This window comes from Nocardioides sp. (assembly GCF_025965415.1).
In the GTDB taxonomy this organism is placed as follows: Bacteria; Actinomycetota; Actinomycetes; order Propionibacteriales; family Nocardioidaceae; genus Nocardioides.
Window position 1 is genome coordinate 15185 of record NZ_JAOPWY010000164.1, and the last position, 26070, is coordinate 41254.

At 70.7% G+C, this 26070-nt stretch carries 20 protein-coding genes; 5 read left to right on the top strand and 15 right to left on the bottom strand.

Going from position 1 to position 26070, the window contains the following annotated elements; genetic code table 11:
- Positions 1–10: 10 nt before the first annotated feature.
- Positions 11–1702 carry a sulfatase-like hydrolase/transferase gene (locus tag JWN97_RS16860; protein WP_297625259.1) on the bottom strand — a complete coding sequence of 564 codons (1692 nt, stop codon included), beginning with the start codon at positions 1700–1702 and terminating at the stop codon, positions 11–13.
- Positions 1703–1825: 123 nt separating this feature from the next.
- Positions 1826–3730, bottom strand: coding sequence for a chorismate-binding protein (locus tag JWN97_RS16865; protein WP_297625262.1), 1905 nt, complete (start codon positions 3728–3730; stop codon positions 1826–1828).
- A gap of 103 nt (positions 3731–3833) precedes the next feature.
- Between JWN97_RS16865 and JWN97_RS16870 the strand changes: the two genes are divergently transcribed.
- Positions 3834–4937 (top strand): glycosyltransferase, encoded by a 1104-nt coding sequence (locus tag JWN97_RS16870; protein ID WP_297625265.1) that lies wholly within the window; start codon positions 3834–3836, stop codon positions 4935–4937.
- A gap of 87 nt (positions 4938–5024) precedes the next feature.
- Positions 5025–5870 (top strand): hypothetical protein, encoded by an 846-nt coding sequence (locus tag JWN97_RS16875; protein WP_297625268.1) that lies wholly within the window; start codon positions 5025–5027, stop codon positions 5868–5870.
- 36 nt (positions 5871–5906) lie between these two features.
- Here JWN97_RS16875 and JWN97_RS16880 read toward each other — a convergent pair whose 3' ends face one another.
- The 11 genes from JWN97_RS16880 to JWN97_RS16930 all read right to left on the bottom strand — a co-directional run bounded on the left by JWN97_RS16880 (position 5907) and on the right by JWN97_RS16930 (position 18378).
- A complete protein-coding gene (locus tag JWN97_RS16880; protein WP_297625271.1) occupies positions 5907–7124 on the bottom strand; it encodes a hypothetical protein in 1218 nt (405 codons plus the stop codon).
- Positions 7121–8260, bottom strand: coding sequence for a glycosyltransferase (locus tag JWN97_RS16885; RefSeq protein ID WP_297625274.1), 1140 nt, complete (start codon positions 8258–8260; stop codon positions 7121–7123). The genes JWN97_RS16880 and JWN97_RS16885 overlap by 4 nt, the downstream gene beginning before the upstream one ends.
- On the bottom strand, positions 8257–9450 hold the full coding sequence (locus tag JWN97_RS16890) for a glycosyltransferase family 4 protein (protein ID WP_297625276.1): 1194 nt from the start codon (positions 9448–9450) through the stop codon (positions 8257–8259). Before JWN97_RS16890 ends, JWN97_RS16885 begins: the two co-directional genes overlap by 4 nt.
- A 74-nt stretch (positions 9451–9524) precedes the next feature.
- Positions 9525–10178 (bottom strand): NeuD/PglB/VioB family sugar acetyltransferase, encoded by a 654-nt coding sequence (locus tag JWN97_RS16895; RefSeq protein WP_297625279.1) that lies wholly within the window; start codon positions 10176–10178, stop codon positions 9525–9527.
- On the bottom strand, positions 10171–10791 hold the full coding sequence (locus JWN97_RS16900; protein WP_297625282.1) for a sugar transferase: 621 nt from the start codon (positions 10789–10791) through the stop codon (positions 10171–10173). The genes JWN97_RS16895 and JWN97_RS16900 overlap by 8 nt, the downstream gene beginning before the upstream one ends.
- Positions 10788–12158, bottom strand: coding sequence for a hypothetical protein (locus JWN97_RS16905; protein ID WP_297625284.1), 1371 nt, complete (start codon positions 12156–12158; stop codon positions 10788–10790). Before JWN97_RS16905 ends, JWN97_RS16900 begins: the two co-directional genes overlap by 4 nt.
- Before the next feature lie 38 nt (positions 12159–12196).
- The gene (gene wecB, locus JWN97_RS16910; protein ID WP_297625287.1) at positions 12197–13327 is read right to left on the bottom strand and encodes a UDP-N-acetylglucosamine 2-epimerase (non-hydrolyzing); all 1131 of its coding nucleotides are present in this window, start codon (positions 13325–13327) and stop codon (positions 12197–12199) included.
- Entirely contained in the window at positions 13324–14439 is a 1116-nt protein-coding gene (locus tag JWN97_RS16915; protein ID WP_297625290.1) for an NAD-dependent epimerase/dehydratase family protein, read from the bottom strand. The genes wecB and JWN97_RS16915 overlap by 4 nt, the downstream gene beginning before the upstream one ends.
- Positions 14436–15485: a polysaccharide biosynthesis protein gene (locus JWN97_RS16920; RefSeq protein WP_297625293.1), complete on the bottom strand. Its 1050-nt coding sequence runs from the start codon at positions 15483–15485 to the stop codon at positions 14436–14438. Before JWN97_RS16920 ends, JWN97_RS16915 begins: the two co-directional genes overlap by 4 nt.
- The gene (locus JWN97_RS16925; RefSeq protein ID WP_297625296.1) at positions 15482–16639 is read right to left on the bottom strand and encodes a DegT/DnrJ/EryC1/StrS family aminotransferase; all 1158 of its coding nucleotides are present in this window, start codon (positions 16637–16639) and stop codon (positions 15482–15484) included. Before JWN97_RS16925 ends, JWN97_RS16920 begins: the two co-directional genes overlap by 4 nt.
- The gene (locus JWN97_RS16930; RefSeq protein WP_297625298.1) at positions 16636–18378 is read right to left on the bottom strand and encodes a nucleoside-diphosphate sugar epimerase/dehydratase; all 1743 of its coding nucleotides are present in this window, start codon (positions 18376–18378) and stop codon (positions 16636–16638) included. Before JWN97_RS16930 ends, JWN97_RS16925 begins: the two co-directional genes overlap by 4 nt.
- 603 nt (positions 18379–18981) lie before the next feature.
- Between JWN97_RS16930 and JWN97_RS16935 the strand changes: the two genes are divergently transcribed.
- Positions 18982–20145 (top strand): glycosyltransferase family 2 protein, encoded by a 1164-nt coding sequence (locus tag JWN97_RS16935; protein WP_297625301.1) that lies wholly within the window; start codon positions 18982–18984, stop codon positions 20143–20145.
- 227 nt (positions 20146–20372) lie between these two features.
- Positions 20373–21617 (top strand): O-antigen ligase family protein, encoded by a 1245-nt coding sequence (locus JWN97_RS16940; RefSeq protein ID WP_297625303.1) that lies wholly within the window; start codon positions 20373–20375, stop codon positions 21615–21617.
- Between the two features lie 9 nt (positions 21618–21626).
- On the opposite strand, the gene JWN97_RS16945 is transcribed toward JWN97_RS16940, so the two are convergent.
- Positions 21627–22706: an NAD-dependent epimerase/dehydratase family protein gene (locus tag JWN97_RS16945; protein ID WP_297625307.1), complete on the bottom strand. Its 1080-nt coding sequence runs from the start codon at positions 22704–22706 to the stop codon at positions 21627–21629.
- A 77-nt stretch (positions 22707–22783) separates the two neighbouring features.
- On the opposite strand from JWN97_RS16945, the gene JWN97_RS16950 reads away from it, so the two are divergent.
- On the top strand, positions 22784–23743 hold the full coding sequence (locus JWN97_RS16950) for a DMT family transporter (RefSeq protein ID WP_297625310.1): 960 nt from the start codon (positions 22784–22786) through the stop codon (positions 23741–23743).
- Here JWN97_RS16950 and JWN97_RS16955 read toward each other — a convergent pair.
- Positions 23736–25913, bottom strand: coding sequence for a UvrD-helicase domain-containing protein (locus tag JWN97_RS16955; RefSeq protein ID WP_297625313.1), 2178 nt, complete (start codon positions 25911–25913; stop codon positions 23736–23738). The two genes, JWN97_RS16950 and JWN97_RS16955, sit on opposite strands and share 8 nt — an antisense overlap.
- Positions 25914–26070 lie beyond the last annotated feature (157 nt).

The following is a 26070-nucleotide window of genomic DNA, read 5'->3' on the forward strand; positions in this document are numbered from 1 at the left end:
TATGGCCGATCTACTGGGTCACGGTGCGGCAGGCCGCCGACACCGACTCGTCGCCCACCTCGTGGCACGCGTCGAACGCCGCGAGCCTGGCCATCAGCAGCGCCACCTCGTCGCGCCACTGGCGGTTGGCGACCAGGTTGCGCTTCTCGTAGGCCTGGCGCTTGTAGGGGTAGAACTCATAGCCCCACGTCGTCCTCCCCGGCCGCGGGTCGAGGTCGAGGCGCACCAGCAGCGCCGTCCTGCTGCGCACCGCGGTGTAGGACGGGATCCGGTCGAGCTCCGACCCGCTGAACGCCGCGTCGGGGTCGCCGCCGGTGAGCGTCTGCTGCGTGTGCTCGAGGAAGGCGTAGGACTGGCGCACCAGCGTCGACTGCCTGAGGGTCGGCACCAGGGAGGTGCCGCTGCGGTAGGGCATGGGCGGCAGCCCGGCGAGCTCCTCGAAGGTCGGCGCGAGGTCGATGTTGCTCGTCACCTCCCGGCGCGCGCCCGGCACGACGCCGGGACCGGTGATCAGCAGCGGCACCCGCACGTCGCTGTCGTACGGCGTCCCCTTGCCGCGACCGAGCCCGACCTGGCCGAGGTGGAAGCCGTTGTCGGAGGTGAGCACGACGTAGGTGTCGGGACCGACCGTGCGCAGGATCCTGGTGATCAGCCGGTCGGCGGACTGGGCCATCCGGGCGCGGTCGCGCAGGTCGCGCACCGCCACGGATGCCCGTAGCGAGCCGGCGGTGTTCCAGGCGCGGGCCCGCTTGCCGTTGGCGAGCCGCGGCCGGTTGTCGCGCGGGTCGTCGCCGAAGCCGGGCAGGTCGTCGACGGTCAGATTGCTGCAGGCCACCCGGCCGCAGGAGCGCTCGCCCTCGCGGTCGCGGAACATCGGCGGGAACAGCGGGTCGCCGGGGTAGTAGCCCTCGGGCTGGGTGCGGTTGTGCGGAGCGTAGAGCGCGACCTCGAGGAAGTAGGGCGCGTCCGCGGCCTCGCCCTTGCGGAGGAAGTCGAGGGCCCGCTCGCCGATGACGGTGCCGGCGTAGGCCCGGTCCTTCTCGGCGGCGCCCGCGCTCGCCGGCGGCGCGGGGTGCTGGGTGATCTGCATCCGCTGGTCGACGACCGAGGTGCTGGCGAAGTCCCAGCCGTCGTACGCCGATCCGAAGACCGTGTTGAACGTCGACCAGCCCGGCACCACGGGCGGCAGCGCCCGGCCCGGCACCCACTCGTACTCGTTGAGGAACTTGCCGACGAAGCCCGTCGTGTAGCCGGCCTCCTGCAGGCGCACGTTGAAGGCGCGCTCGGGGTTGCCGTGGGTGTCGAAGGCCGGCCAGCCGCCGAGCATCGAGGCGCCGCTGTTGGAGGTGTTGGTGCGCACGCCGGTCTGGTGGGGGTACTGCCCGGTGAGGAAGCTCGAGCGCGAGACGCAGCACAGCGAGTCGGTGACGAAGGAGTGCGGATAGCTCGCCCCCGCCCGGCGCATCCGCTGCACCGACCGCATCGTCTGCACGAGGTCCATGGAGAAGTCGTCGAGCATCACCACGATCACGTTGGGCCGCGCGTCCCGGCCGGCTGCGGGCCGCAGCTGACCGATCGCCGACACGCTGCTGGTCGACCGCGGTGCGCGCGCGTCGTCGCGCGTCGTCGTAGCCCCTGCCGCGCCGCACGCGGTGAGCGCGAGCAGGCCCACCCCCACCCATGCCCGCCTGAGTTGTCGCACCTGTCCCCCGTCGTGTCCCGAGCCGGTCACCCACAATGACGCCGTACGCCGTCACTTGGTTGCCTGCCACGCCGACGCTATGTCTACCAGATGACTCGACTTTTGGGTCTCTGAGGCGGGAGGTCAGGGCGCGAGGAGGTCGCGCACGGCCGCGTGGAGCAGGTCGTAGCCGTTCTCGGTGAGGATCGACTCCGCGTGGAACTGGATGCCGCGGAAGTGCGGGCCGATGACCGCGTGGATGTCGCCGGTGGCCTCGTCGGCCTCCACGCGGACGCCGTCGGGCACGGTGCCGTCGACGGGGACCCGTCCGACGAAGGTGTTGTAGAACCCCACCCGCTCGGTGCGGCCGTCGAGCCGCACCGGCGACTGCGTGCCCTGGAAGACGACGTCCTTGTAGCCAAGCTCGAGGCCGAGCCGCTCGCACAGCGTCTGGTGCCCCAGGCACACCGCGAGGAAGGGCTGGCCCGACGCGAGCAGGTCGTCGACGGCGCGCCGGAAGGAGGCGATCTTGGGGTGGTCGCCCTCGCGCGGGTCGCCCGGGCCGGGGCCGACGATCACCAGGTCGGCGCCGTCGAAGGCGCCGGGGGCGTAGTCCTCGTGGCGTACGACGCGCGACGTCATGCCGAAGACGCCGAGCACGTGGACGAGCATGTTCACGAAGTCGTCCTCGCCGTGCAGGATCACGGCGGTCCGCCCGGCCAGGCCCGGGTCGGGGGGCTCGCCCGCCTGGTCGGTGAGCCAGAAGCGGGAGAGCCGCTGGTTGCGCGAGCCCAGGGCGAGCAGGACGTCCTCGTCGCGGGCGAGCTCGGCGATGTCGGCACCGTCGGAGAGCGCGGCCGGGGCCAGCCCGAAGGCGCTGAGGATGCCGCCCGCCTTGGCCCGCGTCTCGGCCACCTCGTAGGCGGCGTCGGAGTCGCGCACCAGCGTCGCGCCGGCGGTCACCTTGAGCTCACCCGCGAGCGAGACGTCGGCCGTGCGGATCAGGATCGGGCTGTCCATGGTCGGCGTGCCGTCGGGCGCGCGGCCGAAGAGCGCCAGCGCGGCGCCGTAGTAGCCCCGGCCCTCGGGCTCGTAGTCGGCGATCAGCCGGCAGGCGTTCTCGACGGGCGCGCCGGTCACCGTCGCGGCGTACATCGTGTCGCGCAGGATCTCGCGGTGGTCGCGGTCGGAGCGGCCGGCGAGGAGGTACTCGGTGTGGATGAGGTGGGTCATCGGCTTGAGGAACGGCCCGAGCACCTGGCCGCCCTCGTGGCAGATGTAGCACATCATCTTGAGCTCTTCGTCGACGACCATGAAGAGCTCGAAGACCTCCTTCTCGTCGGCGAGGAAGTCGATCAGCCGGTCCTTGACCTCGCGCTCGTCGCCGGCCGGGGCCGCGACGCGGAAGGTGCCGGAGATGGGGTTCATCCGCACGTCGCCCGAGCGCACCGAGACGTGCCGCTCCGGGCTCGCGCCGATGAGGAAGCGGTCGCCGGTGAAGAAGCAGAAGGTCCAGTACGCCCCGCGCTCGCGCTCCAGCAGCCGACGGAGCACCGTGAGGGCGCGGGTGGCGTCCCAGTCCGCGATGACCGCCCGGTAGTGCCGGCCGATGACGAGGTTGGCGCCCTCGCCCTGGCCGATCTCGTCCCGGATGATCGCCTCGACCACCTCGGCGTAGTCGTCGTCGGAGGTCGCGAAGCCGCCGCGGTCGGCGAGCTCGATCGGCACGTCGGGCAGCGCCGCGATGAGGTCGTCGACCGACACCTCGTGCTCGGCCTCGATGTCCACGACCGTCAGCGGGGTGCCGTCGTCGATGGCCGCGAAGCCGCGCTCGCGCACCTGGCGGAACGGCACCGCGACGAGCCGGTCGGCACTGCGCCCGGGCTGCGGCGCGCCGGTCTCGAGCGGGATGTCGAGCAGGCTCGCGACCTCGTGGGGCGTGCCGCCGACCAGGCCCGCGGTGGGGGCGGCCTTGCGCCGGATCACCGCCCACGCACCGTACCCCTGGATCTGCTCCAGGAGGTCGGCTACGGGCGCGGTGTCGGTCATGGCCGAAACCCTACGGCGAGCGCTCGTGCGTGGGTCAGCGTGTCTCAAGCGTGGGCCACGAAGGGCCGGAGGCCGGCCGTCGGGCACGACCTACGATGTTGCGGTGACTTTCCCCCGCCGCATCATCCACTACTACCCGCGCTTCCTGGACCACCGTTCCGGGGTCACGGAGAGCATCGCGGCGTGGGCAGAGATGGCGGCGGGCGCCGCCCTCACGGAGGTCTGGGTCGCGGCATCACCGACCGCGCGCAGCCACCGGGACGCCGAGCGCCTCCAGGAACTGGGAATCCCCCTGCGGCACGTCCCCCACTTCGGCAGAAGCGGCCGCACCTACCTCCCTCGGTGGCGGAGGTCGGATCTCGGCCCCGGCGACCTCCTCTACGTGCACGAGGGCTGGGTGTTGTCCAACGTCGCCGCCGTCCGCCATGCCCGCCGGGTAGGCGCGTCCGTGATCGCCATGCCGCACGGCGTCTACGCGCCCCAGGTCGTGGAGGCCGGACGGGACCTCCTCCGGATCCGGGCTCGCCTTGAGCGCTACGTGCTCCGCCGGGTGCACGCCGTGCACCTGTTCTTCCCGCCGGAGGCGGCGGAGGTCCTTGCAGTCGCGCAGGCACAAGTTCCCGCCGGCGTGTTCTCCAACGTGCCGCCCACCATCGAGGCCGATGGCCGGTGGGTGGGCGACGGCGGCTACGTAGTATGGATTGGCCGATTCGTGGTGGGCCACAAGGGTCTCGACCTGATGCTGCGCGGCTGGGCCGAGTTGCCCGAACCACGGCCCCCACTCGTCCTGGCCGGACCCGACTACCTCGGAGGAAAGGGGGAGGTCGCGGCGCTCGTCGCGGATCTCGGGCTGGGCGACAGCGTGACGATCCGCGACTCGGTGAGCGGGTACGAGAAGGAACAGCTCATGATCCACGCCACGGGCTACGTCCACAGCAGTCGGTGGGACGCCTGCAGCATGGTCCTGTTGGAGTTCATGGCGCGAGGCACGCCCTGCCTGGTCAACTCGACGGTCCACGCCGCCACCACTTACGCGCAGGCCGGTGCCGCCCTCACGTTCACCGACGTCTCCGAGTTCCCACGCCTGATCCCCGCCCTCACCTCCGATACCACTCTGGGCGAGCGCGCGGCCACCTTCATGCAGGCGGAGGTCTCGCCCGACGCCCTGAGGGAGCCCTACCTCGCCTGGCTGGAGAGCGTGGGCTGAGGCGAGGCGGTCACTGCGCCCCCCAGCACCGGACCGAGTTGGTAACGTCCGGTAGCCACCGTCCGCCAGCCGTCTCGGGAGATCAGCGTGAAGCAGCAGCTACGGCACGTCGTCAGAGCCGTTCCGCTCGCGCGTCGCGCCAACAACTGGCGCGTCCGTCGCGACCTCAAGATCCTCGAGGCCCTGCCTGCCTACGCCCCCAACTCCGCGGGGCACGCCGAGGCCCGCGCCGCTCTGGCGCTCCAGGCGGCCACCCAGGGCGTGGAGTTCCTGGGCCAGCTGGTGACGCAGGTCGGCGGCCGCGAGTTGCTGCTCACGGATCCGGCAGGCTTCTCCTCAGGGGCCGACGACGCCGCCGCGACCTCGCGCCTGGACGCGCTGTTCCGCACGTACGGCAGCGACAAGTCGACCGACCACGACTACCACCTCGTCTACGCCCACATCCTGGAGACCCTCCCCAGCGGCTCGAGCGTGCTCGAGGTCGGTCTCGGGACGAACAACGAGAGCATCGTGTCGACCATGGGCCACCACGGCCACCCAGGCGCATCCCTGCGGGCCTTCCGCGACTACCTCCCGACGTCGGCGGTCCACGGCGCAGACATCGATCGGGAAATCCTCTTCACCGAGGAGCGGATCACCACGTTCTGGGTCGACCAGACGAGCGACGCGAGCGTGCGCGCCCTCGAGGCCCAGCTGCCCGACGACCTGCACCTCATCGTCGACGACGGGCTCCACAGCCCCAACGCCAACCTTCAGGTCCTGATGCTGGCGCTGCGGGTGATGCCGGTGCAGGGGTGGCTCGTCATCGAGGACATCATCCCGGCGGCCGAGGACTTCTGGCGCCTGGTCGCCGCCGTGCTGCCCGAGCGCTACGAGACCACGCTGGTCCGCGCCAAGGGCGGGGACATGTTCGTCGTACGCCGCTCCGCCTAGGTCGCCTGCGGGCGCAGGCCGCGCCGCGCCCGACCGTTACCCCGGCTGGCTCCCCGCCGTCGCACCGGTGGCGGCGGGCTCGCTGTGCAGTCCACGCGAGGCCCCCGCCAGGATAACGAAGTTGGCCACGGCGGCCGCCACCATGCCGCCCATGACCCAGACGAGGTTCCCGCTGCCCACAGTCACCACCAGTACGACCGCTACGGCTGCCAGGTAGGCGACCCGGACGGTGAGGAGCGTGCGCCAGCGGCGGTAGGTGCTGAGCAGTGAGATCGGTCCCGACGCAAGCGCCCAGACAACCTGCTCCAGCACCACCCACGGCAGGATCGCGCGGGCGCTACCCCAGGTCTCGCCCAGCACCTGCTCGCCGATCGACCGCGGCAACAGGGCGAGGCAACCCGCCCACGCGAGGACGAGCACGCTCATCACCGCTGCCTGGGCAACAGCGAGCCGGGCGCGGTCGTCACTAAGGACGCGCACCAACTCGGGGACCACGACCGCTGGAAGGGCCGAGAACAGCACGGCGGCGGGCCCCAGGAGGGTGCCGGCGCCACGGACCGCGGCCACGTCTCCCAACGTCATGTGGCTGGTCATTACCGCAGCGAGGAGGAGCGGGGCGAGGCACGCGAGCAACGCGTCGGGGCCGAGGATCCGCAGTTCACCGGCGTGCTGCCTCAGCCATCCCCGCCCGTCGGACCCTCGGCGCGAGCGGAGCGGGACGAGGATCACCACCAACGCCGAGCCGCCGCCCGCGAGGACCCACGCAAGAGTCATCGTGGTGACCTCGAGCCGCAGGCCCGCCAGGTTCGCCACGAGGAGGCCCAGCGTGACGGCGAGCCAGGCGCCGTCGCTCGCCACGGCCGAGTGTGCGCGACCCTCGGCGATCGCGCCGTAGCGGAGCAGGTCCTGCGGATAGATGAGGAGGCACGCACCGACGAGCACGTAGTAGGCGGCCGACCCTCCGTCGCCGATTGTGCTGCCGAGCACCACGCCGAGCGTCGCGACGACGGCCGCCCACGCCAGGCTCAGCACCATTGGCGGCGGCCGGTTGCTGCCTGCCGACAAGGAGACCAGCAGCCCCAGCGAGGATCGCTGCACCGCCAGGCCGAAGGCGAACAGGGCGTAGGCGAACGACACGGCACCGAACTCGTCCACGCCGGCGCCCCGCGCGGCTGCGACGAGGAAGAGCACGTTGGAGAGGCTCGAGAAGGCCTGGTCGATGACGCCCAGGCCGAGCCGGCGGAAGCGCGTCATCGCCGCCTCGACGCCCCGGTCGCCAGGGCTTCTGCGACCAGCCCGAGGTAGGCCAGGGCCCGGTCAGCACCGGACGGCCAGCCGTCGGCGACCCGGGTGCCCTCGGCCACCCGACGTGCCCGCAGGTCCTCGTCCGTGGACACATCGACCAGGGCCCTCGCCAGGGACGAGGGGTCAGCGGGGTCGAAGTACCAGGCCGAGCCTCCTGCCACCTCGTGGACGAAGGGACGGTCGGACGCGACCAGCGGTCGCCCGGCCTTCATCGCCTCCAGCGGTGTGACGGAGAAGCACTCGTTGAGACTCGGGAAGACCGCTCCGTCGCAGGCGTCGTACAGGCCGGGCATCTGCGAGACCCGCAGCGGTCCGACGTTGCGGCTGGTCTCGCGGGTGGCGGGGTCCAGTGCCTGCCACTCGTCGTCGGTGAGTGTGAGGACGAACTGCACCTCCCGCCCGTGCTCATCGCGCAGCACCCGTGCGGCCGCTCCGAGCAGCGCGAGGTTCTTGTGCGGGTAGGCGCGGGTCGGGAAGGCGAACGTCGGGCGATGCGCCGGCTCGACGGCCAGGGGTTCGCGCAGCGACTCGTCGTGGAAGACACGGTTGAGCACGTTGGGGACGACCCTCAGTCGCTGCCGGGGGATGCCCCACCTGCCCTCCAGAGCCGACGTGACGTAGGAGGACTCGGCCACGACCAGGTCGGCCGCGCGGAACGTCCGGCGCGACACGCGCGCCCGCACCGCGTGGCGCAGCCGCGCACGGCGGCCCTGCACTGCAGCGTGCTCCGGGAACAGGCTGGTGACGTCGGCGAAGCCGACGATCCGCGTGCGTGCCCGGCGCGGCCCGTAGTCCGGGCCGAATACGGTGAAGGACACGTCGAATCGCTCCTGCCCCGGTCGCCGACGGAGCCGAGCGACCGGGCGGCCGTCGACCACCCGCACCGACAGGTCGTCCCGGTCGCCGGTCGCGTTGGCGGAGACCTCCGGTGACACCTCGACCACGATGTCCTCGAGCCAGGGCCAGCGGCGCAGGGCGTCCGGATCCCTGACGAGGCGCGCGAGCTCGTCGAGGAATGACGCGCCGACCTGGACGCCACCGCCCACGACGAGGTTCGACATGTCGAGCAGGACCGATGGGCTCACCGACGCCGACCTTCAGCCGCGTCCACGAGGAGCGCGCGCAGTGCCTCGGACCCGACGCGGCGCGACATGTGCTCGTCGTACCAGGCCCGGCCTCTGCGGCCCATCTCGGTGCGTCCGGGCCGATCGATGCCCGCGAGTCGACGCACGGTGTCGCGCAGTCCCTGCTGGTCACCCGGGTCCACCGTCACGCCTGCTCCGGCACGGGCGACGACCTCGGCGCTGTCTCCTCGAGCTGAGACGACCAGGGGCAACCCCGCGGCCAGGATCGACTGCACCTTGCTCGGCATCGTCACGGCAAACAGGGGCTGGTCCGCCAACGAGACGAGCTGGGCGTCGGAAGCCGACATCATCGCGGGCATTTCGTGCCGGGGCACGGGAGGCAGGAGGTGGATGCGGGGGTGGACGTCGAACCTCTCGACCAGTCCCGCCCTGCTCACGCCGTCCCCCACGAGCACCAGGTGGCAGCCCGACTCCGGCGGCAGCGCGGCAAACGCCTCGACCACGGGCTCCAGCGCCTGCGCCTGCCCGTGGTTGCCGGCGTACATCAGGACGAAGTCGTCCTGGCCGGCGCCCCAGGACTCGCGCAGGTGCTGCGTGGCCTCGAGGGCGACCGCGGGCTCGGGTTCGTCCGGCACCCAGTTGTGGATCACCGAGAGCTTGTCGCGCGGAACCCCGCGAGACGCGAGCAGGTCGACCATACCCGGCGAGGTGACCGCCACGTGGTGGGCATGCCTGTAGGTGAGTCCGACGAGCACATCCAGCACCCGACGCGCCAGCCTCCCGGCCCGACCGGTCAGGAAGCCCGACGCGAAGATGGAGTCCGGCCACACGTCCTGAATCAACAAGACGTAGGGAGTCCCCCAGAGCGTTCGGGCCACCATCGCAGGGAGGGCGGCAGTCGCCGGCGAGGAGTAGACCAGGGCCGCCGAGGACGACCGCAGCAGCCCCTGCCCGAAGACCGCACCGGACACTGCCCAGGACGCGTAGTTGGCCAGCCTCCGCAGCGCGGACGCGTCATGGCTCGGGTAGAGCGGCGTACGACGGATCGGCAGACCGTCGAGCACCTCACGGGAGGGGCGGCGCGCCGAATACCCGTCCGCCACGACTCCGGTGGGGTAGTTGGGGACCCCAGTGAGGACCCGGACGTCCAGGCCCGTCCCGGCGAGGGCGGTGGCGATGCCTCGCGGCACCTCGGCGGGCTCCGGCGGGTACCACTGGCTTACGAACGCAACCCTGGGACGGCCCGAGCCCTCGCTCGAGCGCCTCATCGTGCGGGGACGCCCTTCACCACGACACCGGGCGGCACGTCCTTCACGACGCAGGCAGAGCCACCGACCACGGAGCCCCGGCCTACCCGGACCCCGTTGAGGATCACGCCACCCACCCCGATCAGGGCGTCGTCCTCGATCACGCAGTCCCCCGAGATCGACGACAGCGGGTTGGCGCTCACGTAGTCGCCGACGGTCGTGTCGTGGCCGACCGTGGAGTTGAGGTTGAGGTGGACGTGGCGGCCCAGCCGGATGTGCGTCGTCATCCGCACCCCCGCGCACAGCACGGAGCCCGGACCGATCTCCACGTCGAACCCGGTCGTCACGGAGGGGTGCACCAAAGTCGCCGGCTCCAGTCCCGCCGCGTTGATCCGCTCGGCGATCGCGCGCCGTACGGCGGGGCCACCGATGCCGACGACGTAGTGCGTCGCAGGCGTCGGCGAGCCGGTACCGATGAGCTCGGCGGTGGTCCCGAGGTAGGGGACACCGCGTGACTCCAGATGTGCCAGGTTCGCCTCGGTCGGGCTGTCGTCGACCACCCCGGCGATCGTCCAGACCGTGGCGGCCGCCGCGTCGTTGACTGCGTCGACGATGTCGAGGACCTCGCGACCGAACCCGCCTGCGCCCACGACCACCAGGGTGTCAGGCACGGCTCGCCTCCGAGGATCCTAGGAACTCCGGCATGGTCGCCTCACCTTCGGCGTTGATGTCGCGACGGCGCACGACCTGGGCGACGGTCGCCCAGATGATCTGCAGGTCGAGGGCGGGGCTGCGCCGCTCGACGTACTCGACGTCCTTGGCGAACTTGGCCTCCCAGCTGATCGCGTTGCGACCGCTGACCTGGGCCAGTCCCGTGATACCGGGGCGAACCTCGTGCCGACGGCGCTGCTCCGGCGTGTAGCGGTCGAGGTAGCACACCAGTAGGGGCCTGGGGCCCACCAGGCTCATGTCGCCGCGGACGACGTTCCACAGCGTGGGGAGCTCGTCCAGGCTCGCTGACCGCAGGAACGAGCCGAGGGGCGTCATGCGCTCCGCGTCTGTCGTCAGTCCGCGGGCGCTGTCGGGCTCGAGCATCGTGCGGAACTTGACCAGCTCGAAGACGCGCTCGTCCTTGCCCGGACGCTGCTGCCGGAAGAGCACGCCCGGACCCAGCCTGGCCCGCACCAAGACCGCGATCACCACCTGCGCGGGCAGCGACACCAGCAGGGCGACACCGCCGACCAGGAGGTCGAGGCCGCGCTTGACGGGGTCGTAGGCGGTCATGGCGCGGAGTCTAGTGTCCGGTCCCACTGCGTTCCCGGGCGGCGGAAGACGAGGAGGATCGCCAGGAAGATCCAGAGAAGGGTGCCCTCACGATTGCCCGTGAGCGATGGCATGCCGAAGGAGGAGCCCGCAACGAGAAGGACTACCGCCGTCGCCAGTCGCCACTCCTCGTGCGGGAGGAAGCGACGCAGGCGAATCAACCGGATCGCAAGGAGAACGTGGACGGCAAACACCAACAGCACCCCGACCACGCCGGCGACGACGACGGCCTCGATCCACGTGGAGTCGTAGGAGACCGGCAGTCCCCTGGCGCCCACACCGAACCACGGGTGCTCCATGAGCACGGCGCGCGCGAGCTTCACGAGACCACCGGGTTGTTGGAACTCGGTCGGCAGCCCTGGCGACGAATCCGGAACCTCTGGCGGCAGCTCGTTTCCTCCGGCGCCAAAGCGACCGGCAGTCAGGGTGTAGGCCCAAGAGTTTCCCGCCTGTGCGCTCTGGACGTACCAGCTAAGCATGCCTGCGGCACCCCAGGTGCCGAGCCAGCCCAGTGCCCCGAGCGTGAAAGTGCTCGCGACCACCACCGCGGTGCCCACCGTAAGCAAGCGTCGATGCGGACGCGCGGTGAGGACGAGCCCGAGGGCGATCAGCAAGCCACCGATGATGAAGATCTTGGAGAGCGTCATCACCCCGCCGAGGATGACCAGCGCGCAGAGGACCAGCCAGACTCTCCGTGGGACGGACGCGCCGGACCGCACGAGATAGATCAAGCAGAACGCCGCGAGGCTGTAGGCGATGCCGGCCTCCGCCGGCTGGTTGAACACACCCGAGAAGCGCCCGTTTACGGCAGCAAGCTCGGCGACGGTCGGCCCAGCTCCGCTGGCGGCCCAGAAGACGCGGAGGAACGGCAGGTTGTCGACGCCGACCAGCGACGTCAGGACAGCCAGTGCGGCGTTGATCGCCATGGCGCTCACCACTACCCAGGATGCCGTACGAAGCATCACCAACGGGGAGATAGATCGCATCCAAAGAGCCACTGCCGTCATCGTTGCCAGTGGCAGTAGGGCGTTGTCTAGGCCGGCGACCAGCGACCCCGATCCCCACTCGAGGCGACTCTCTGTGACCAGACCGCCCACGGCTGCGACCAGCACGTACGCCGCCCACAGCACGAGCACGGCCCGACCCGGCATCAGCACCCGCAGGTGCCGGCGGTGAAGGACCACCGCAACGGCCGCAGAGGCGTACATTGCGAGCTGCTCGGTGCGCAGCCCGCCGACGAGGTACGGTCCGAAGACGCACAGGACCGCGCCGATGAACCAGTAGCGAGTCACGGTCGCGTCCCGCCGCGGCGCGTCGGTAGCAAGCATCGGCCGATCGTCGCCCGGGAGGTTGGCATGTGAGGACGTCACGGAGCGTCGTCCGAGACCGTGCGAACACCCGACCAGCTCTCGTGGCGCGCGTGCGTGGAGAGGATGAAACCCACCGCACGGCGTGAGCAGTCGCCGATGCGGTAGTCGTCGGGGACGCGCGAGGCGCGGTCGGTGTCGGAGACGGCGAAGCGCACGGCCTCCACGACGTTGGTCGCGTCAAGCCCGGTCATCAGGATCGAGGCCGAGTCCAGCGCCTCGGGACGCTCGATGGAGTCGCGAAGCGTCACGGCCGGGAAGTCGAGCAGGGAGGACTCCTCGGAGATCGTGCCGGAGTCCGACAGCACGCACCATGCCTGCTTCTGAAGCTTGTTGTAGTCAAGGAACCCCAGCGGTGCGTGGAAGGTGATGCCATCGGTGGAGCGACCGAGAGCGTCCAGCCGCTTGCGGGTGCGCGGGTGTGTCGAGACCAGCACCGGCATCCCCGTCTCGGCGATGACTTCCTCGAGGCAGTCGAGCAGGAGGTTGAGCCGGTCGGGGTTGTCGACGTTCTCCTCGCGGTGCGCGCTGACCAGCACGTAGCCCCGGGGCGTGAGACCGAGCCGCTCGACCGCGTCGGAGGCATCGATCGCCTCGGCGTGCGCGGCGAGTACCTCCTTCATCGGCGAGCCCGTCTTGAGGATGCGGCGCGGGTGCAGCCCCTCCGCGATCAGGTTGCGCCGGGCGTGCTCGGTGTAGACGAGGTTGAAGTCGGAGACGTGGTCGACGAGGCGCCGGTTGGTCTCCTCTGGCACGTTCTCGTCGAAGCACCGGTTGCCTGCCTCCATGTGGTAGACGGGGATCCGCATCCGCTTGGCCATCACCGCCGCCAGGCAGCTGTTGGTGTCACCCAGCACCAGCACCGCGTCGGGCCGCTCCGCGAGCAGCACCTCCTCGGTCTTGATGAGCACCTCACCCAGCACCCGGCCCAGGCTGCTGGTGTCGACATTGAGCAGGTGGTCGGGCGAGCGCAGGCCCAGCTCGGAGAAGAAGATCCCGTTGAGGTTGTGGTCGTAGTTCTGCCCGGTGTGCACCAGCACGTGGTCGACCGTGCGGTCGAGCAGCTTGATGGTCTCGGACAGCCTGATGATCTCGGGACGGGTCCCAACGACGGTCATCACCTTTGTCATGGTGTCTCCTGCGGGGCCGTGCGCACGACCGGCTCGTGAATGGTATCCGGCGCATCGGGGTCGAAGAGGCTGTCGGTCCAGAACAGCGTGGTCAGCACGCCGTCGCCGACGTTGGTGATGTCGTGGGACCACATGGTCGGCATGTCGACGACCACCGGGTCCTCGCCGGTGACTGGCAGCTCGACGACCTCGTCGTGGAACATCCGCCGCAGCCGGATCACCGCCTCGCCGTCGAGGACGACGAACCGCTCGATCTTGTGGAGGTGGTAATGGATGCCGCGGGTGACGCCCGGGACCGTGGTCGAGACAAAGGTCTGGCCACCGTTGCCGTGGGTGCGGACCGTCTCGACCAGCCGACCGCGTTGGTCGCTGCGTGGCGTCAGGGCTAGGGGGTAGTGGGCTGGGAAGAGCGCCGCTCGGTAGGTGTTGAAGAGGTCGCGCTCGAAGTTGTCGGCCATCGCGGGCACGTCGGCGGTCGGAACATACGTCGTGTGGAAGCGCTCGAGGGCGTCCCACACCGCCTGCACCGACGTCGGGTGCGCGGTGGGCCGCACCGTGTCGGGCGAGTCGGGCGCGAGCGCGTCGAGAAGCGCCCGCGCCGCGCCCTGCGCATGCAACAGCTCGATCGGGCGGTCGGAGATCTCGACCCGCTCGCCGGAGATCGCGCGGTCCACGAAGGTGGCGACGAAGGAGTTGTAGCCGGGGCGTCCGTGCTCCCCGAAGAGGTTGGGCAGCAGCACGTCGACGAAGCGCCCGCCAGCGTGGCCGGCCGCGGCTCGCAGCACCTCGGCGGCCTGCTCCTTGCCGGCGGCGTACGCCGACCCGTTGCCGACCTGGATGGAGTTGGCGAAGACGACGGTCACGCCCGTGGTGCCCTCCAGCGCGTCGGCGACACCCTGCGCCAGCGCGACGTTGCCGTCGACGAGCTCCTCGTCCGTGGCGCGGTTGACGCCCGCGACGTGAATCACGGCGTCGACGTCAGCGACGAGCGCGGGCAGGCGGTCCCACTCCGCGCGCCCGACGGGCACGACCTCGTGATCGGTGGTGGCGTGGATGCGGCACCGCAAGTGCCAGCCGAGGAAGCCCTCGGCGCCGGTGAGCAAGATCCTCACGCGCGCAGCTCCGGGTCGGCGGCGATCTCGGGGATGGTGCGCAGCAGGGACACCGTCTGCTCGACGTCGAGCGGCGGGACGGAGTCGGACGCGTAGTCGACCGACGTGTCAACCTCTTCCTCGCCCTCGCTGAAGTACTTCTCGTACTGCAGCCCGCGGTCGTCGAGCGGCACGCGGAAGTAGTCACCCTGGTCGGCCGCCTTGGCGATCTCCTCGCGACTCAGCAGGGTCTCGTGCAGCTTCTCACCGTGACGGGTGCCGATGCGGTGCACCTCCGGCTCGTCCTGGCCGAAGAGCCGCCCGACGGCGGTGGCGAGCGTCGCCACGGTCGTGGCGGCCGCCTTGCGGACGAACAGGTCACCCGGCTGGGCGTGCGCGAAGGCGTGTTTGACCAGGTCGACCGAGTCGTCGAGCGACATGAGGAAGCGCGTCATCCGCGGGTCGGTGATGGTGAGCGGCTTGCCCTCGCGCAGCAACGAGATGAAGGCCGGGATGACCGAGCCGCGGGAGTACATGACGTTGCCGTAGCGGGTAACGGACACCGTCATGTCGTCGTCGGGGTGATTGCGAGCGAACGCCTGCGCGGTCTTCTCCATGAGGGCCTTCGACATGCCCATCGCGTTGACGGGGTAGACCGCCTTGTCCGTGCTGAGCAGCACCACCGAGCGGACCCCGGCGGCAGCGGCGGCCTCGATGACGTTGTGGCTGCCGACGACGTTGGTCTTCACCGCCTGCTGGGGGAAGAACTCGCACGAGGGGACCTGCTTGAGCGCGGCCGCGTGGAAGACGAAGTCGGCGTCCAGCACCGCCGTACGGACGCTGTCGGGGTCGCGCACGTCACCGAGGAAGAAGCGCACCCGCTCGTCGTTGAACGCCCGTCGCATGAGGTCCTGCTTGGCCTCGTCACGGCTGAAGATGTTGATCCGCGCGGCACCGTCGTCGAGCAGGTGGCGCGCCATGATCGACCCGAAGGAGCCGGTGCCACCGGTGATGGCGACGGTGCGGCCCGTGACCGAGGTGTCGCTCTCGCTCGGGGGGGTGGTCACAGGGTCTTCCTTTCGAGAAACGTGCGGACGTGCGAGACGACCCGCTCGAACTGCTCGTCGCTGAGCGCGGAGCCGCTGGGCAGCGACAGGCCCGTCCGGAAGAGTCTCTCGGACGTGCCGTTGGTGTAGGCCGGCCGGTCGGCGAAGACCGGCTGGAGGTGCATGGGCTTCCACAGCGGGCGGGCCTCGATGTCGGCCTCGCCGAGGTGCAGTCGCAGCTCGTCGGCCGACCAGCCGGTGACCTCCTCGTCGACCAGGATAGACGTGAGCCAGAAGTTGTCGTGGTCCTCGCCGGCTGCTGCGTCGACGCCGTCGTGGCCGCCGAAGACGCTGAGGCCGTCGACCGGCGCGACGAGGTCGCGGTAGCGCCGGCGCCAGCCGCGGCGGCGCTCGAGCATCTGCGGCAGGCGGGCCAGCTGGACCCGGCCGACGGCGGCGAGCAGGTTGGACAGCCGGTAGTTGAAGCCGATGTCGACGTGCTCGTAGTGCACCACCGGCTGGCGCGCCTGGGTCGCAAGGTAGCGGGCCCGGTCGGCCATCTCCGGGTCGTCGCACAGGAGGGCGCCGCCGCCGGAGGTGGTGATGATCTTGTTGCCGTTGAACGACACCACGGCGCCGACACCGTCGGCACCCGCCGGACGGCCGCCGCGGCGCGCGCCGAGCGACTCGGCCGCGTCGACCAGCACGGGTACGCCGTGGCGATCGGCAGCGGCGCGGACACCGACGTGGTCCGCCACCTTGCCGAGCAGGTCGACCGGCACGACGGCACCCACCCGGGCCCCGGCTCGCTGCTGGTCCTCGATCGCCTTCTCGACCAGGGCGGGGTCGAGGTTGCCGGTCTCGTCGGAGTCGACGAACACCGGCGTGGCCCCGGTGTAGGTGACCGCGTTGGCGGTCGCGGCGAAGGTCATCGACGAGGTCACCACGACGTCGCCGGGGCCGACACCGAGGTGCAGCAGGCCGAGGTGGAGCGCCGCGGTGCCTGAGCTCAGCGCGACGGCGTACGCGCGATCGGTGGCCTCTGCGAGCTCGGCCTCGAAGGCGTCGACCTCGGGTCCGAGGGGTGCGATCCAGCCGGAGCGCACCGCGCGGACCAGTGCGTCCTCCTCGGCCTGTGTCACATCGGGGGAGGACAGGTAGGTGCGAGAGGTCAACGATCCCCCACTGCGTGTGCCAGGTCGCTGAGCTCCGCGGGGTCGGCCGCGGGGACCGCAACGGTGCGGATCATCGGGTGCGAGGTGCCCTGGGGGCACTCCTCGTCGGAGAAGAGCCGCTCGTGCAGCTTCTCCCCCGGACGCAGGCCGGTGAAGACGATGTCGACCCCCGAGGCGTGCGATAGCTCGATCATGCGGTGGGCGACGTCGAGGATCTTTACCGGTGTCCCCATCTCGAGGACCATGACGTCGCCGGAGCGACCCATCGTGCCGGCCTGGACGACGAGCTCGCAGGCCTCGGGGATGGTCATGAAGTAGCGGGTGACGTCGGGGTGGGTGACCGTGATCGGGCCGCCGGCCTCGATCTGCGCGTTGAACGTGTGCAGCATCGAGCCGCGCGAGCCCAGCACGTTGCCGAAGCGGACGCTGATGAAGTGGCCGGCCCCGCGCTCGGCGTGCCAGGCGGTGAGCTGCTCGGCTATGCGCTTGGTGGTGCCCAGAACGCTGGTGGAGTCGGCCGCCTTGTCGGTGGAGATGTTGACGAAGTGGGCGATCCGGTGGAGCTCGGAGAGGCGCAGCAGGTTGAGCGTGCCGAGGACGTTGGTCTTCCACCCCTCGTCGGGGAAGCGCTCCAGCATCGGCAGGTGCTTGAGGGCGGCGGCGTGGAAGACGATCTCGGGCTGGTGCTCGGCGAAGACCTTCTCCAGCGCCCCACGGTCACGGATGTCGCAGAGCACAGTGTCGGGGGCGTCGAGCAGGCCGTGGCCGAAGATCGAGAGCTGGACGTCGAGCAGGGCGGACTCGTCGCGGTCGAGCATGATCATCGTGGCCGGTCCGAAATTGTGGACCTGGCGCGCCAGCTCGGAGCCGATCGAGCCGCCCGCGCCGGTGATCAGGACCCGCTTGCCGGTGAGGTAGCCCGCGATCTCTGTGACGCTGGTCGACACCTGGTGGCGCCCGAGGACGTCACCGATCTCGACCGGCCGGATGTCGGCGACGCTGACCTGGCCGCCGATCATCTCTGCCACCCGCGGCAGAACGAGGACGTCGATCCCGGCGGCCTGGGCGGCCTTCTGAGCGCGGTCGATCACGGCGCCATTGGCGGAGGGGATCGCGAGCACCACCACGCCGGCGTCCCGCTCGCTGCCGACCGCGGCGAGCTGCGACCCGTCGCCCAGCACCGGTACGCCGCTGATGCGCAGGTGCCGCTTGCCGGGGTTGTCGTCGAGGAAACCGACGACCTCGTCGGCGTCACCGCGCAGCAGGTGCAGCACTTGGCGACCGGCGTCGCCGGCACCGTAGATCAGCACCCGTCGACCAGCCGGGCGCGAGTCGTCGACCTGGAGCCGGTCGCGCAGCGCACGGTAGAAGAGCCGACCGGCGGCGGAGATGAGCAGCGCCATCGGCGGGGCGAGCACGACCACGCTGCGGGGGGCGGGGGTGGACATGGCCGCGGACATGCCCAGCGTCAGGGCTCCGACGACGGCGAGCAGGAGCGCCAGGCCGGTGGCCTCGTCGAAGGATCCAACCAGGTAGCGGCCGCGGTAGAACTTGGTGGCGTAGCCGATGGCGAGGAGGAGCGCCGAGGCGAGCAGCCAGTAGGCGAGGACTGAGTCCCAGAGGACCTCGGAGAGGTTGAAATCATGGCGGACGCCGACGACGACCGCGGTCGCCAGACCCCATGACCCAACATCCCAAAGCGCCAGGCCTCCCCGGCGAACGTAACCGTTTGACAACATGCCGAACCCCCGCAGGCTTCAATCTGGACAACCCGTCGATGTTAACCCGCCGTTACCCTCAGCACGTGATTGGAGATGGACCCGTACCGTGTGGCCGAAGCTCACCGGACGACCAGCATGACCTACGCGCTCGCGGCGACCAGGTCGGGAGGAGGTGATCGCGTGTCCGAACCCACGGTCGTTCTGATCCTGAGTGGTGACGGCCGGGCGGACCGCGTGCACGCTTGGGTAAGAGCCCTCGGCCAAGTGCAGGCCAAGAGTCGTGGTCTTCGCGTGGATCCAGCAGCTGACTCGCCCCAACTTGCTGCTTGGTGCGAGGGCGCCGAGGTCAGCCTGCTCCCAGACCAGGGCACCGTAGCGAGACCCGACATCGTTGTCCTGGGCGGATCAGACCACCTGCCGACGTCAGGCGCCCTAAAACGGCTCGTCGCCGCCACCGTCGCCCATTCTCACCCCCACCGCACACGAGTGCTCCCCTGCGGCGAGACCGCAGCGGATCCCGGTGACGAACCCGAACGCCTGGCGGCGCCATGCGTCGCCCTGCCAGTCGGGCGCGACGGTCTTGTGCCTTGGGACGACAGCGCGGGCGAAAGGATCGAAGCCTTGGAGGCGGGCGGCACTCCAGTGCCCGAGCTGAGCACCGCCGCCGTCTTCGTCGACGCATGGCCCGACAGATCGATCGTCGGGCCGCCCCTTCGCTACGGCGCGGATCGGCCGGCTCCCGGGCTCCCGGCGACCGCCGTGCACTGGCTGCTGACCGACACACGACTGCCCCACTTACAGGCGCCGCCAGCCGGCGACCGCCCGTTCCTCACGATCATCACGCGCACACAAGGCACCCGGCTGCTGATGCTTGAGGAGATGCTGACCTGCCTCTGCGCCCAATCTCTGCGCGACTTCGAACTCCTTGTGGCCTGCCACCGCGTCAGCGAGAGCGACGGACGCCGCATTCGTAAGGTGGTCGCGGACCTGCCCACTTGGTTGCGCGAGCAGATCAGGGTCATCGACGTCGACCGGCCAGGGCGTGCTGCTCCCCTCAACGACGCGCTGTCATTTGCGACCGGACGGTACTTCGCCGTGCTGGACGACGACGACGCCGTAACTGCCGACTGGGTCGCAACATTCGCCGACATGGAACCCGGGCACGAGGGCACCGTGCTACGCACCTCGGCCCTGAGACAGGACGTCGAGCCCGTGGCAGCCAGCCAAGGCGGCGGCGTGACCCCGAAGGAGGTCGGGCCTGCGTATCCGGGGTGGCCCCGGACCTTCAGCCTCGTCGAACACCTGTGGGACAACGCCAGCCCTTTCATGACCCTCGCCTTTCCGCGCGGACTCTTCGTTGACCTGAAGTGGCGTTTCGACGAGTCCATGGAGACCGCCGAGGACTGGGCCTACTTGCTTCGCTCGGCCGGACTGGTGGGGGTCACCGATTCCTCACGCCTGACTGCGGTCTACCGCACCTGGACGCGCCAAGAGGGTTCCCGCGAGATCCACGACCCGGCGGCGTGGGACGCTTCTCGCCGGGCGGCCATCGCCGCTGTGAACGACGCGCCGCTGGTGCTTGCGCCCGGCGCCGTCCAGGACATTCGTGCTCTACACGAGGCATTGCTCGAAGAGCGCGCGGAGAAGTTCCGCTTTGCGGGTCTCAACGAGCAGGCGGCCGCAGACCTCCGGACGGTCAACGAGGCGGTGGTCGCCCTGCGCGAGCGGGTCGCCCAATTGGAGGACCGTCTGGCGCGGGTCAAGAGTCGTCGGTCGTCGGGCTGACGGTCGTCGTCGAACCCTCACGACGCCGCATGCAGCCGTAGGCTGTGCGCCGGTCTCTCAGGACCTCACGCACCCACCAGAACTCCGGAGCAACATCCATGGCCCAGCATGCACTCACGGACAGTGCGGCGCCCCGATTCAGGACAGCCCTCGCGTCCGCGATCGCGTGGCACGACATGCGCCCGCGGGCAGCGCTGGGGTCCGTCCGCGGTTGGCTGTGGGTCCTTGTGATCACCGCGGTCTTCTTCTGGATGTCCAACCCGCTCGTGTACGTGCCGGGCTTCCACCTCTCGCTGGAAAAGTCCGTCCTCTGGACGGGGGTCGCCCTTGTGATCACTCTGCCGTGGGCGCGCCTCCCCAGAGTCCCGTTGCCGTGGATCGTGTTCCACGCCGCGACATATCTTTCCCTCGCCTGGACTATCGATCCGCACCTCACCGACTACACGTCGCTGCTCTACGTCAAGCTCACCCTGATTGCCCTCGCGATCGCCGCCAACTGCGAGCCGGCGGTGGTGTGCTGGGGAATGGGCGTGGGAGGCGTCGTCGTCGTCGCACTCTCGATCCACGCCTATGAGGAGCAGATGTGGGGGGCCTCGCAAGCCCTGATCGGCGGGGCGGAGTTCGCCGGGGTGGGCACGAACGAGAACATTCTCGCCTACACCTTGAGCATATCCCTGGCCGCGATACTCGCGGCCCGTCCCCCTCGCCGCCTCGCGTTCGCCGCCGTGTGGTCAGTGGTCGTCGTCGTTAACGGCTACGGGATTTACCTCGCACAGTCGGGCACGGGGTTCCTGACCGTCCTGACCGTGCTGCTCGCACTCGGCCTCGTCCGAGCATGGCCCGTCCTGCGGACCCGGCAACGCAGCTGGCTGCTCGCGGGCGGCGGGATCCTGGCGGCCCTCCTGACCGGCGGGATGTTGGTGATCGTCGGGGTCCTGGGCAAGGAGCTGTCCAGCTTCTCGGGCCGTGCTCCCTTCTGGCGGGCCGCGTGGGACACGACTATGGACACCTCGCCCCTCGTGGGCTCGGGATGGGGAGCGGTCTGGACGCATCCTTGGAGCATGGTGCCGCTCAACGAGGTCGCGCAGGACATCTACGACCGGGCTGGGTACTCGCTCTCACATGGCCACAACCTCTTCGTCGACGTGCTTCCGGAGCTGGGCCTGCTAGGCGTGGCACTGGCCGTGCTGATGATCGCCTACGCGGCGCGAGGCGTCACGCGGGCCGGGCTACACGGTGCGAGCACCGATCCGGCTGCCGGGCGGCTCGCAGTGCTGGTGCTCGTCGCTCTCCTGGTGTCCGGCATCACAGAACCCATGTTCACCGTGCCACTCGGATGGTGGTCGCTGGCTCTCATCGCCGCACTGCCGCGCCAGCGCGTCCTCATCGCTCACTCAGCGGACCACCGTGCCCTGGAGCACGAGGCGCCCCCAACGTTGCCGCGGGAAGCCTCCAGCGCCACGACGCACTGACGTCTGGTCTCAGTCGAGCTGGGTCGCGATCCACTCCTGGAGGCCGGCGACACCGTCGCGGAGGCTGACGCGGGGCTGCCAGTCCAGCTGGCGGAGCGTCGTCTCGACGTCGCACGAGGCGTGCCGGACGTCGCCGTCGCGGTACTGGCCGGTAACGTGCGGCTCCGGCGCGGAGTGGTAGCGCGCGATCTCGCGAGCGAGGTCACCGATCGTCGTCCGCACGCCGCTCCCGACGTCGACCGTGCGGATGTGGTCGGCGGGCTTGAAGGCGATCGCGGCGACGAGCGCACTGACCACGTCGTCGATGTAGACGAAGTCGCGGGTGATGTCGCCGTCCTCGTAGAGCGGGATCGACTGGCCTTCGCGAGCCAGCCGCGAGAAGAGCGAGACGATGCCCGTGTAGGGGTTGGAGAGCGACTGGCGCGGGCCGTAGACGTTCTGCAGCCGGAGCACCGACAGCCGGGTGTCGTGGGAGCCGGTCCACGCGGAGAGGATCTGCTCCTGCGCGAGCTTGGTGGCGCCGTAGACGTTGATCGGGTTCGGGTGGGTGCCCGCCACCGTGTTGGGCACGTGCGCGGCGCCGTCGCCGTGGTCCCACTTCCCCGCCTCGAGCTGTGCGTGCGTCCGGAGGCCGGGCTGGAACAGGGTGCCGTCGCCGTTGCGCCACACGCCCTCGCCGTAGACCGCGCGCGAGCTGGTCAGCACGAAGTGGCTCGGGACGTGGCCGGCGCGGGTCAGCGCGTCGAGCAGCTGCGTCGTGCCGACGACGTTGACCATGCCGTGCCGCGTGCTCTCCGCGAGCGACTGCGCGGTGCCCGTCTCGGCCGCGAGGTGCACGACCGTGTCGGGGCGCAGTTCGGCGACGACCGCGTCGAGGTCGTCGGCGCTGGTGACGTCGCCGATGCGCAGGTCGACGGAGTCCGGCAGGTCCTTCGGCGGCTCCGAGCCGGGGTGCACCTGCGGGTGCAGGTTGTCGAGGACGACCCACTGCTCGGCGGAGTCCGCGAGCTCGCGCGCCAGCGTCGTACCGATGAAGCCGGCGCCGCCCGTGACGAGGACCCGACCACCCGCCTGAGATGAAGAAGCCATGGCGCGCAGCCTAGGAGACAGCGGCCGAAACCCGGGTGTCGCCGGGGGCCGGTGGCCGGGCTGACACAATCCGGCGCATGACCGCGGAGCCGTACGCCTCCTCCGTGGACCAGCCCTCCCACCTCCGCGGCCTGCTCGAGGTCGGCGCCGCGAGTGTCATGTGGGGCACCGGCGGGCTGGCGGTGCAGCTCATCCGCGAGCACGAGTCGCTGTCTCCGGTGACGATCAGTGCCTGGCGGATGGCCATCGCCGCCGCCGTCCTGCTGGTCGCTCTGCTCGCGCTGCGCCGCGGCGGTGAGCTCCTCGCCCTCGCCCGTGCCCGCCCACGCCAGCTGCTGGTCGTCGGCGTGGGGACCGCGGCCTACCAGGGCTTCTACTTCGTCTCCGTCACCCAGGTCGGGGTCGCCGTCTCGACCGTGGTCAGCCTCGGCCTCGCGCCGGTGCTGCTGACCGTCGCCGAGTCGGTCCGGCACCGGCGCGCCCCGACGGCGTCGCGCGTCGCCGTGCTGGTCGCGGCGCTGACCGGCCTGCTGCTGGTCAGCGTGGCGGGCCACGAGTCCTCGACCGGACCGGCCCCGGTCGCCGGGGTGCTGCTCGCCGTCGCGTCGGGGACGACGTACGCCCTGACGACGGCCGCCGGCGGCTCCATCAGCCGTACGACGTCGCCGCTGGTGCTCACCAGCGGGATGACGCTCGTCGGGGCCGCGGTCCTGCTGCCCTGCCTGGCCCTCGTCGACGGGCCGCGCGTCACCACCGACCCGGCCGCGCTGGCGTGGCTGCTCTACCTCGGGGCGCTCACGATGGCGCTGGCCTACGTCCTGCTCTACTCCGGCCTGCGGGTCGTCGCGCCGAGCACCGCCGTGACGGCCAGCCTGGTCGAGCCGGTGACCGCCGCGGTGGTCGCCGCGGTCGTGCTGGAGGAGGCGCTGGGACCGGTGGCGGTCGTCGGGATCGTGCTCGTGCTGGGCGCGGTCGCCGGTCTCGGGCGGCCTGCTGCGGCGGCCGGGCCGGTGCTGCCCGACCCCGACCTCAGCTGAGGATCGTCAGCAGCTGCGTCGCGCGGGTGAGCACGACGTAGAGGGTCGAGCGGCCGGTGGCCGACTCGTCCTCGATCTCCTGCGGCCGGACCACCACGATGCCGTCGAACTCCAGGCCCTTGGTGTCGAGGCCGGTGAGCACCACGATGCGGTCCTCGCCGCTCGGGGTGACGCTGGAGTCGACCGCGGCGCGGGCGCCGGGAGCGTGCTCGGCGAGCTCCGGCCACGACGCGAGCCAGGCGTTGACCTCGGACCGTCGCGCCACCGGCACGACGACGCCGACGGTGCCCTCGACGCGCCCGGCAGTCTCCGCCACGGCGGACCGGACCGCTGCCTCGAGGTCGTCGACGGGGCCGATGACCTTCGGCTCCTCACCCGTGCGGCGTACGGCGTCGGGCAGGTCGGCGTCGAGGCCCACACGACCGGCGTAGGCGGCTGCGAAGGCGTAGATCTCGGCGGAGTTGCGGTAGTTGGTGGAGAGGTGGAACTCGTGGAGCTCCTTGCCCTCCAGCGCCTCCGCGCGGGCGGTGGCCGCCTCGGGGGCGTCGGGCCACGACGACTGCGCGGGGTCGCCGACGATGGTCCAGCTGGCGGCGCGGCCGCGTCGCCCGACCATCCGCCACTGCATCGGGGTCAGGTCCTGCGCCTCGTCGATGAGGACGTGGGCATAGCCGTCGTCCTCGATCCGGTGGGTCGGTGCCGACCAGGCGAGGCCGCCGGGGGCGTACTCGCGCTCGGAGATCGTGGTGAGCTCCTGGAGGTCGACCCCGCCCTCGAGCAGGCCGGTCTCGTCGAGGTCGCGCTCGTCGTCGGTGCGCTGCGGCACGTCGCCGATGGCGTAGCGCAGCTCGTCGAGCAACGGCACGTCCTCGATCGACAGGTCGCTCGCCGCCCACGACTTGGTGAGCAGGAGCTGCTCCTCGCGGGTGACCAGGCCGTCGGCGACGCGGGCGAGGAACTCGGGCTCGCGCAGCCAGCGGAAGACGGTGAGCGCATCGAGCGGCGGCCACCACTGGGTGGCGAACTCGACGAACCCGTCGTGGGACAGCATGTCGTCGTCGAAGGCCTCGCGGCCGCGGTCGCGGCCACGGTCGCCCTTGACCTGGCGCCACATCGCATCGAGCAGCGTCCGTGCCACTCGCGGCAGCTGGCGGTTGCGGCGACCCTGCGACATCAGCTGGCGGCGCAGCCGGCCCAGCAGGCCGGGGTCGAGCACGATCGTCTCGTCGAACCAGTGGATCCGGAAGCTCGTCGGCGCGCCGGGTGCGTGCTGGCGGGACGTGCGGCGCACCAGCTCGGCCATCCGCGTGGCGCCCTTGATGTCGGCGACCGCGGGCTCGTCGTGGCGGGTGGCGCGGACCCCGCCGACGACCTCGCCGAGCGAGCGCAGCGCGACGGCCGTCTCGCCCAGGCTGGGCAGCACGCGCTCGATGTAGCGCATGAACACACCGCTCGGGCCGACGACGAGCACGCCGCCACCCTCGTAGCGACGGCGGTCGTTGTAGAGCAGGAACGCCGCACGGTGCAGCGCGACGACGGTCTTGCCGGTGCCGGGCCCGCCGGAGATCGACACGACACCCTTGCCCGGGGCGCGGATCGCCTGGTCCTGCTCGGCCTGGATGGTGGCGACGATGGAGTGCATCGAGCGGTCGCGGGCCCGCGAGAGCTGCGCCATCAGCGCGCCCTCGCCGACGATCGGGAGGTCGGTCTCGGCCTGGTCGTCGAGCAGCTCGTCCTCCACGCCGATGACCGTGCGGTGCAGCGAGCGCAGCACGCGACGGCGTACGACGCCCTGCGGGGTCGCGGCGGTGGCCTGGTAGAACACCCCGGCCGCCGGCGCGCGCCAGTCGATCAGCAGCACGTCACGCTCGGCGTTGCGGACGCCGATGCGACCGATGTAGCGCGGGAGCGCGTCGATCGAGGGGTCCAGGTCGAGCCGACCGAAGACCAGGCCCTCGTGAGCAGCATCGAGCTGGGCGATCCGCTTGGCGGCCTGGAAGACCATCGCGTCGCGCTCGACGAGACCGCCCTCGTGCTCCAGCTTGCCGCGACTGTGTCCCTCCGCGGCCAGCGCCTTGGCGTTCTGGGTGGACGCATCGAGCTGGACGTAGACCTCGTCGACGTACTGCTGCTCCGCCGCGATCTCCCGCGCCTCGAGCTCCTCGCTCACTCCTGCTCCTCATCCCCCGATGACATCCCCTGATGCGACTGCCCATCCTTCTCGGGCAGACCGACAAGCCTACTGCGGAGTGGTCCCACTCGCCGACTTACCGGCAATCGGTGGAACTGTCCCTGCGACCGCACCGTCTTGTTGGATGGGGTGCAGC

What these genes read in the sequence shown, in the direction of transcription:
- JWN97_RS16930 (WP_297625298.1), bottom strand. Translation starts at nt 18,378, where the DNA reads ATGTTGTCAAACGGTTACGTTCGCCGGGGAGGCCTGGCGCTTTGGGAT.
- JWN97_RS16865 (WP_297625262.1), bottom strand. Translation starts at nt 3,730, where the DNA reads ATGACCGACACCGCGCCCGTAGCCGACCTCCTGGAGCAGATCCAGGGG.
- JWN97_RS16900 (WP_297625282.1), bottom strand. Translation starts at nt 10,791, where the DNA reads ATGACCGCCTACGACCCCGTCAAGCGCGGCCTCGACCTCCTGGTCGGC.
- JWN97_RS16950 (WP_297625310.1), top strand. Translation starts at nt 22,784, where the DNA reads ATGACCGCGGAGCCGTACGCCTCCTCCGTGGACCAGCCCTCCCACCTC.
- JWN97_RS16945 (WP_297625307.1), bottom strand. Translation starts at nt 22,706, where the DNA reads ATGGCTTCTTCATCTCAGGCGGGTGGTCGGGTCCTCGTCACGGGCGGC.
- JWN97_RS16880 (WP_297625271.1), bottom strand. Translation starts at nt 7,124, where the DNA reads ATGACGCGCTTCCGCCGGCTCGGCCTGGGCGTCATCGACCAGGCCTTC.
- JWN97_RS16905 (WP_297625284.1), bottom strand. Translation starts at nt 12,158, where the DNA reads ATGCTTGCTACCGACGCGCCGCGGCGGGACGCGACCGTGACTCGCTAC.
- wecB (WP_297625287.1), bottom strand. Translation starts at nt 13,327, where the DNA reads ATGACAAAGGTGATGACCGTCGTTGGGACCCGTCCCGAGATCATCAGG.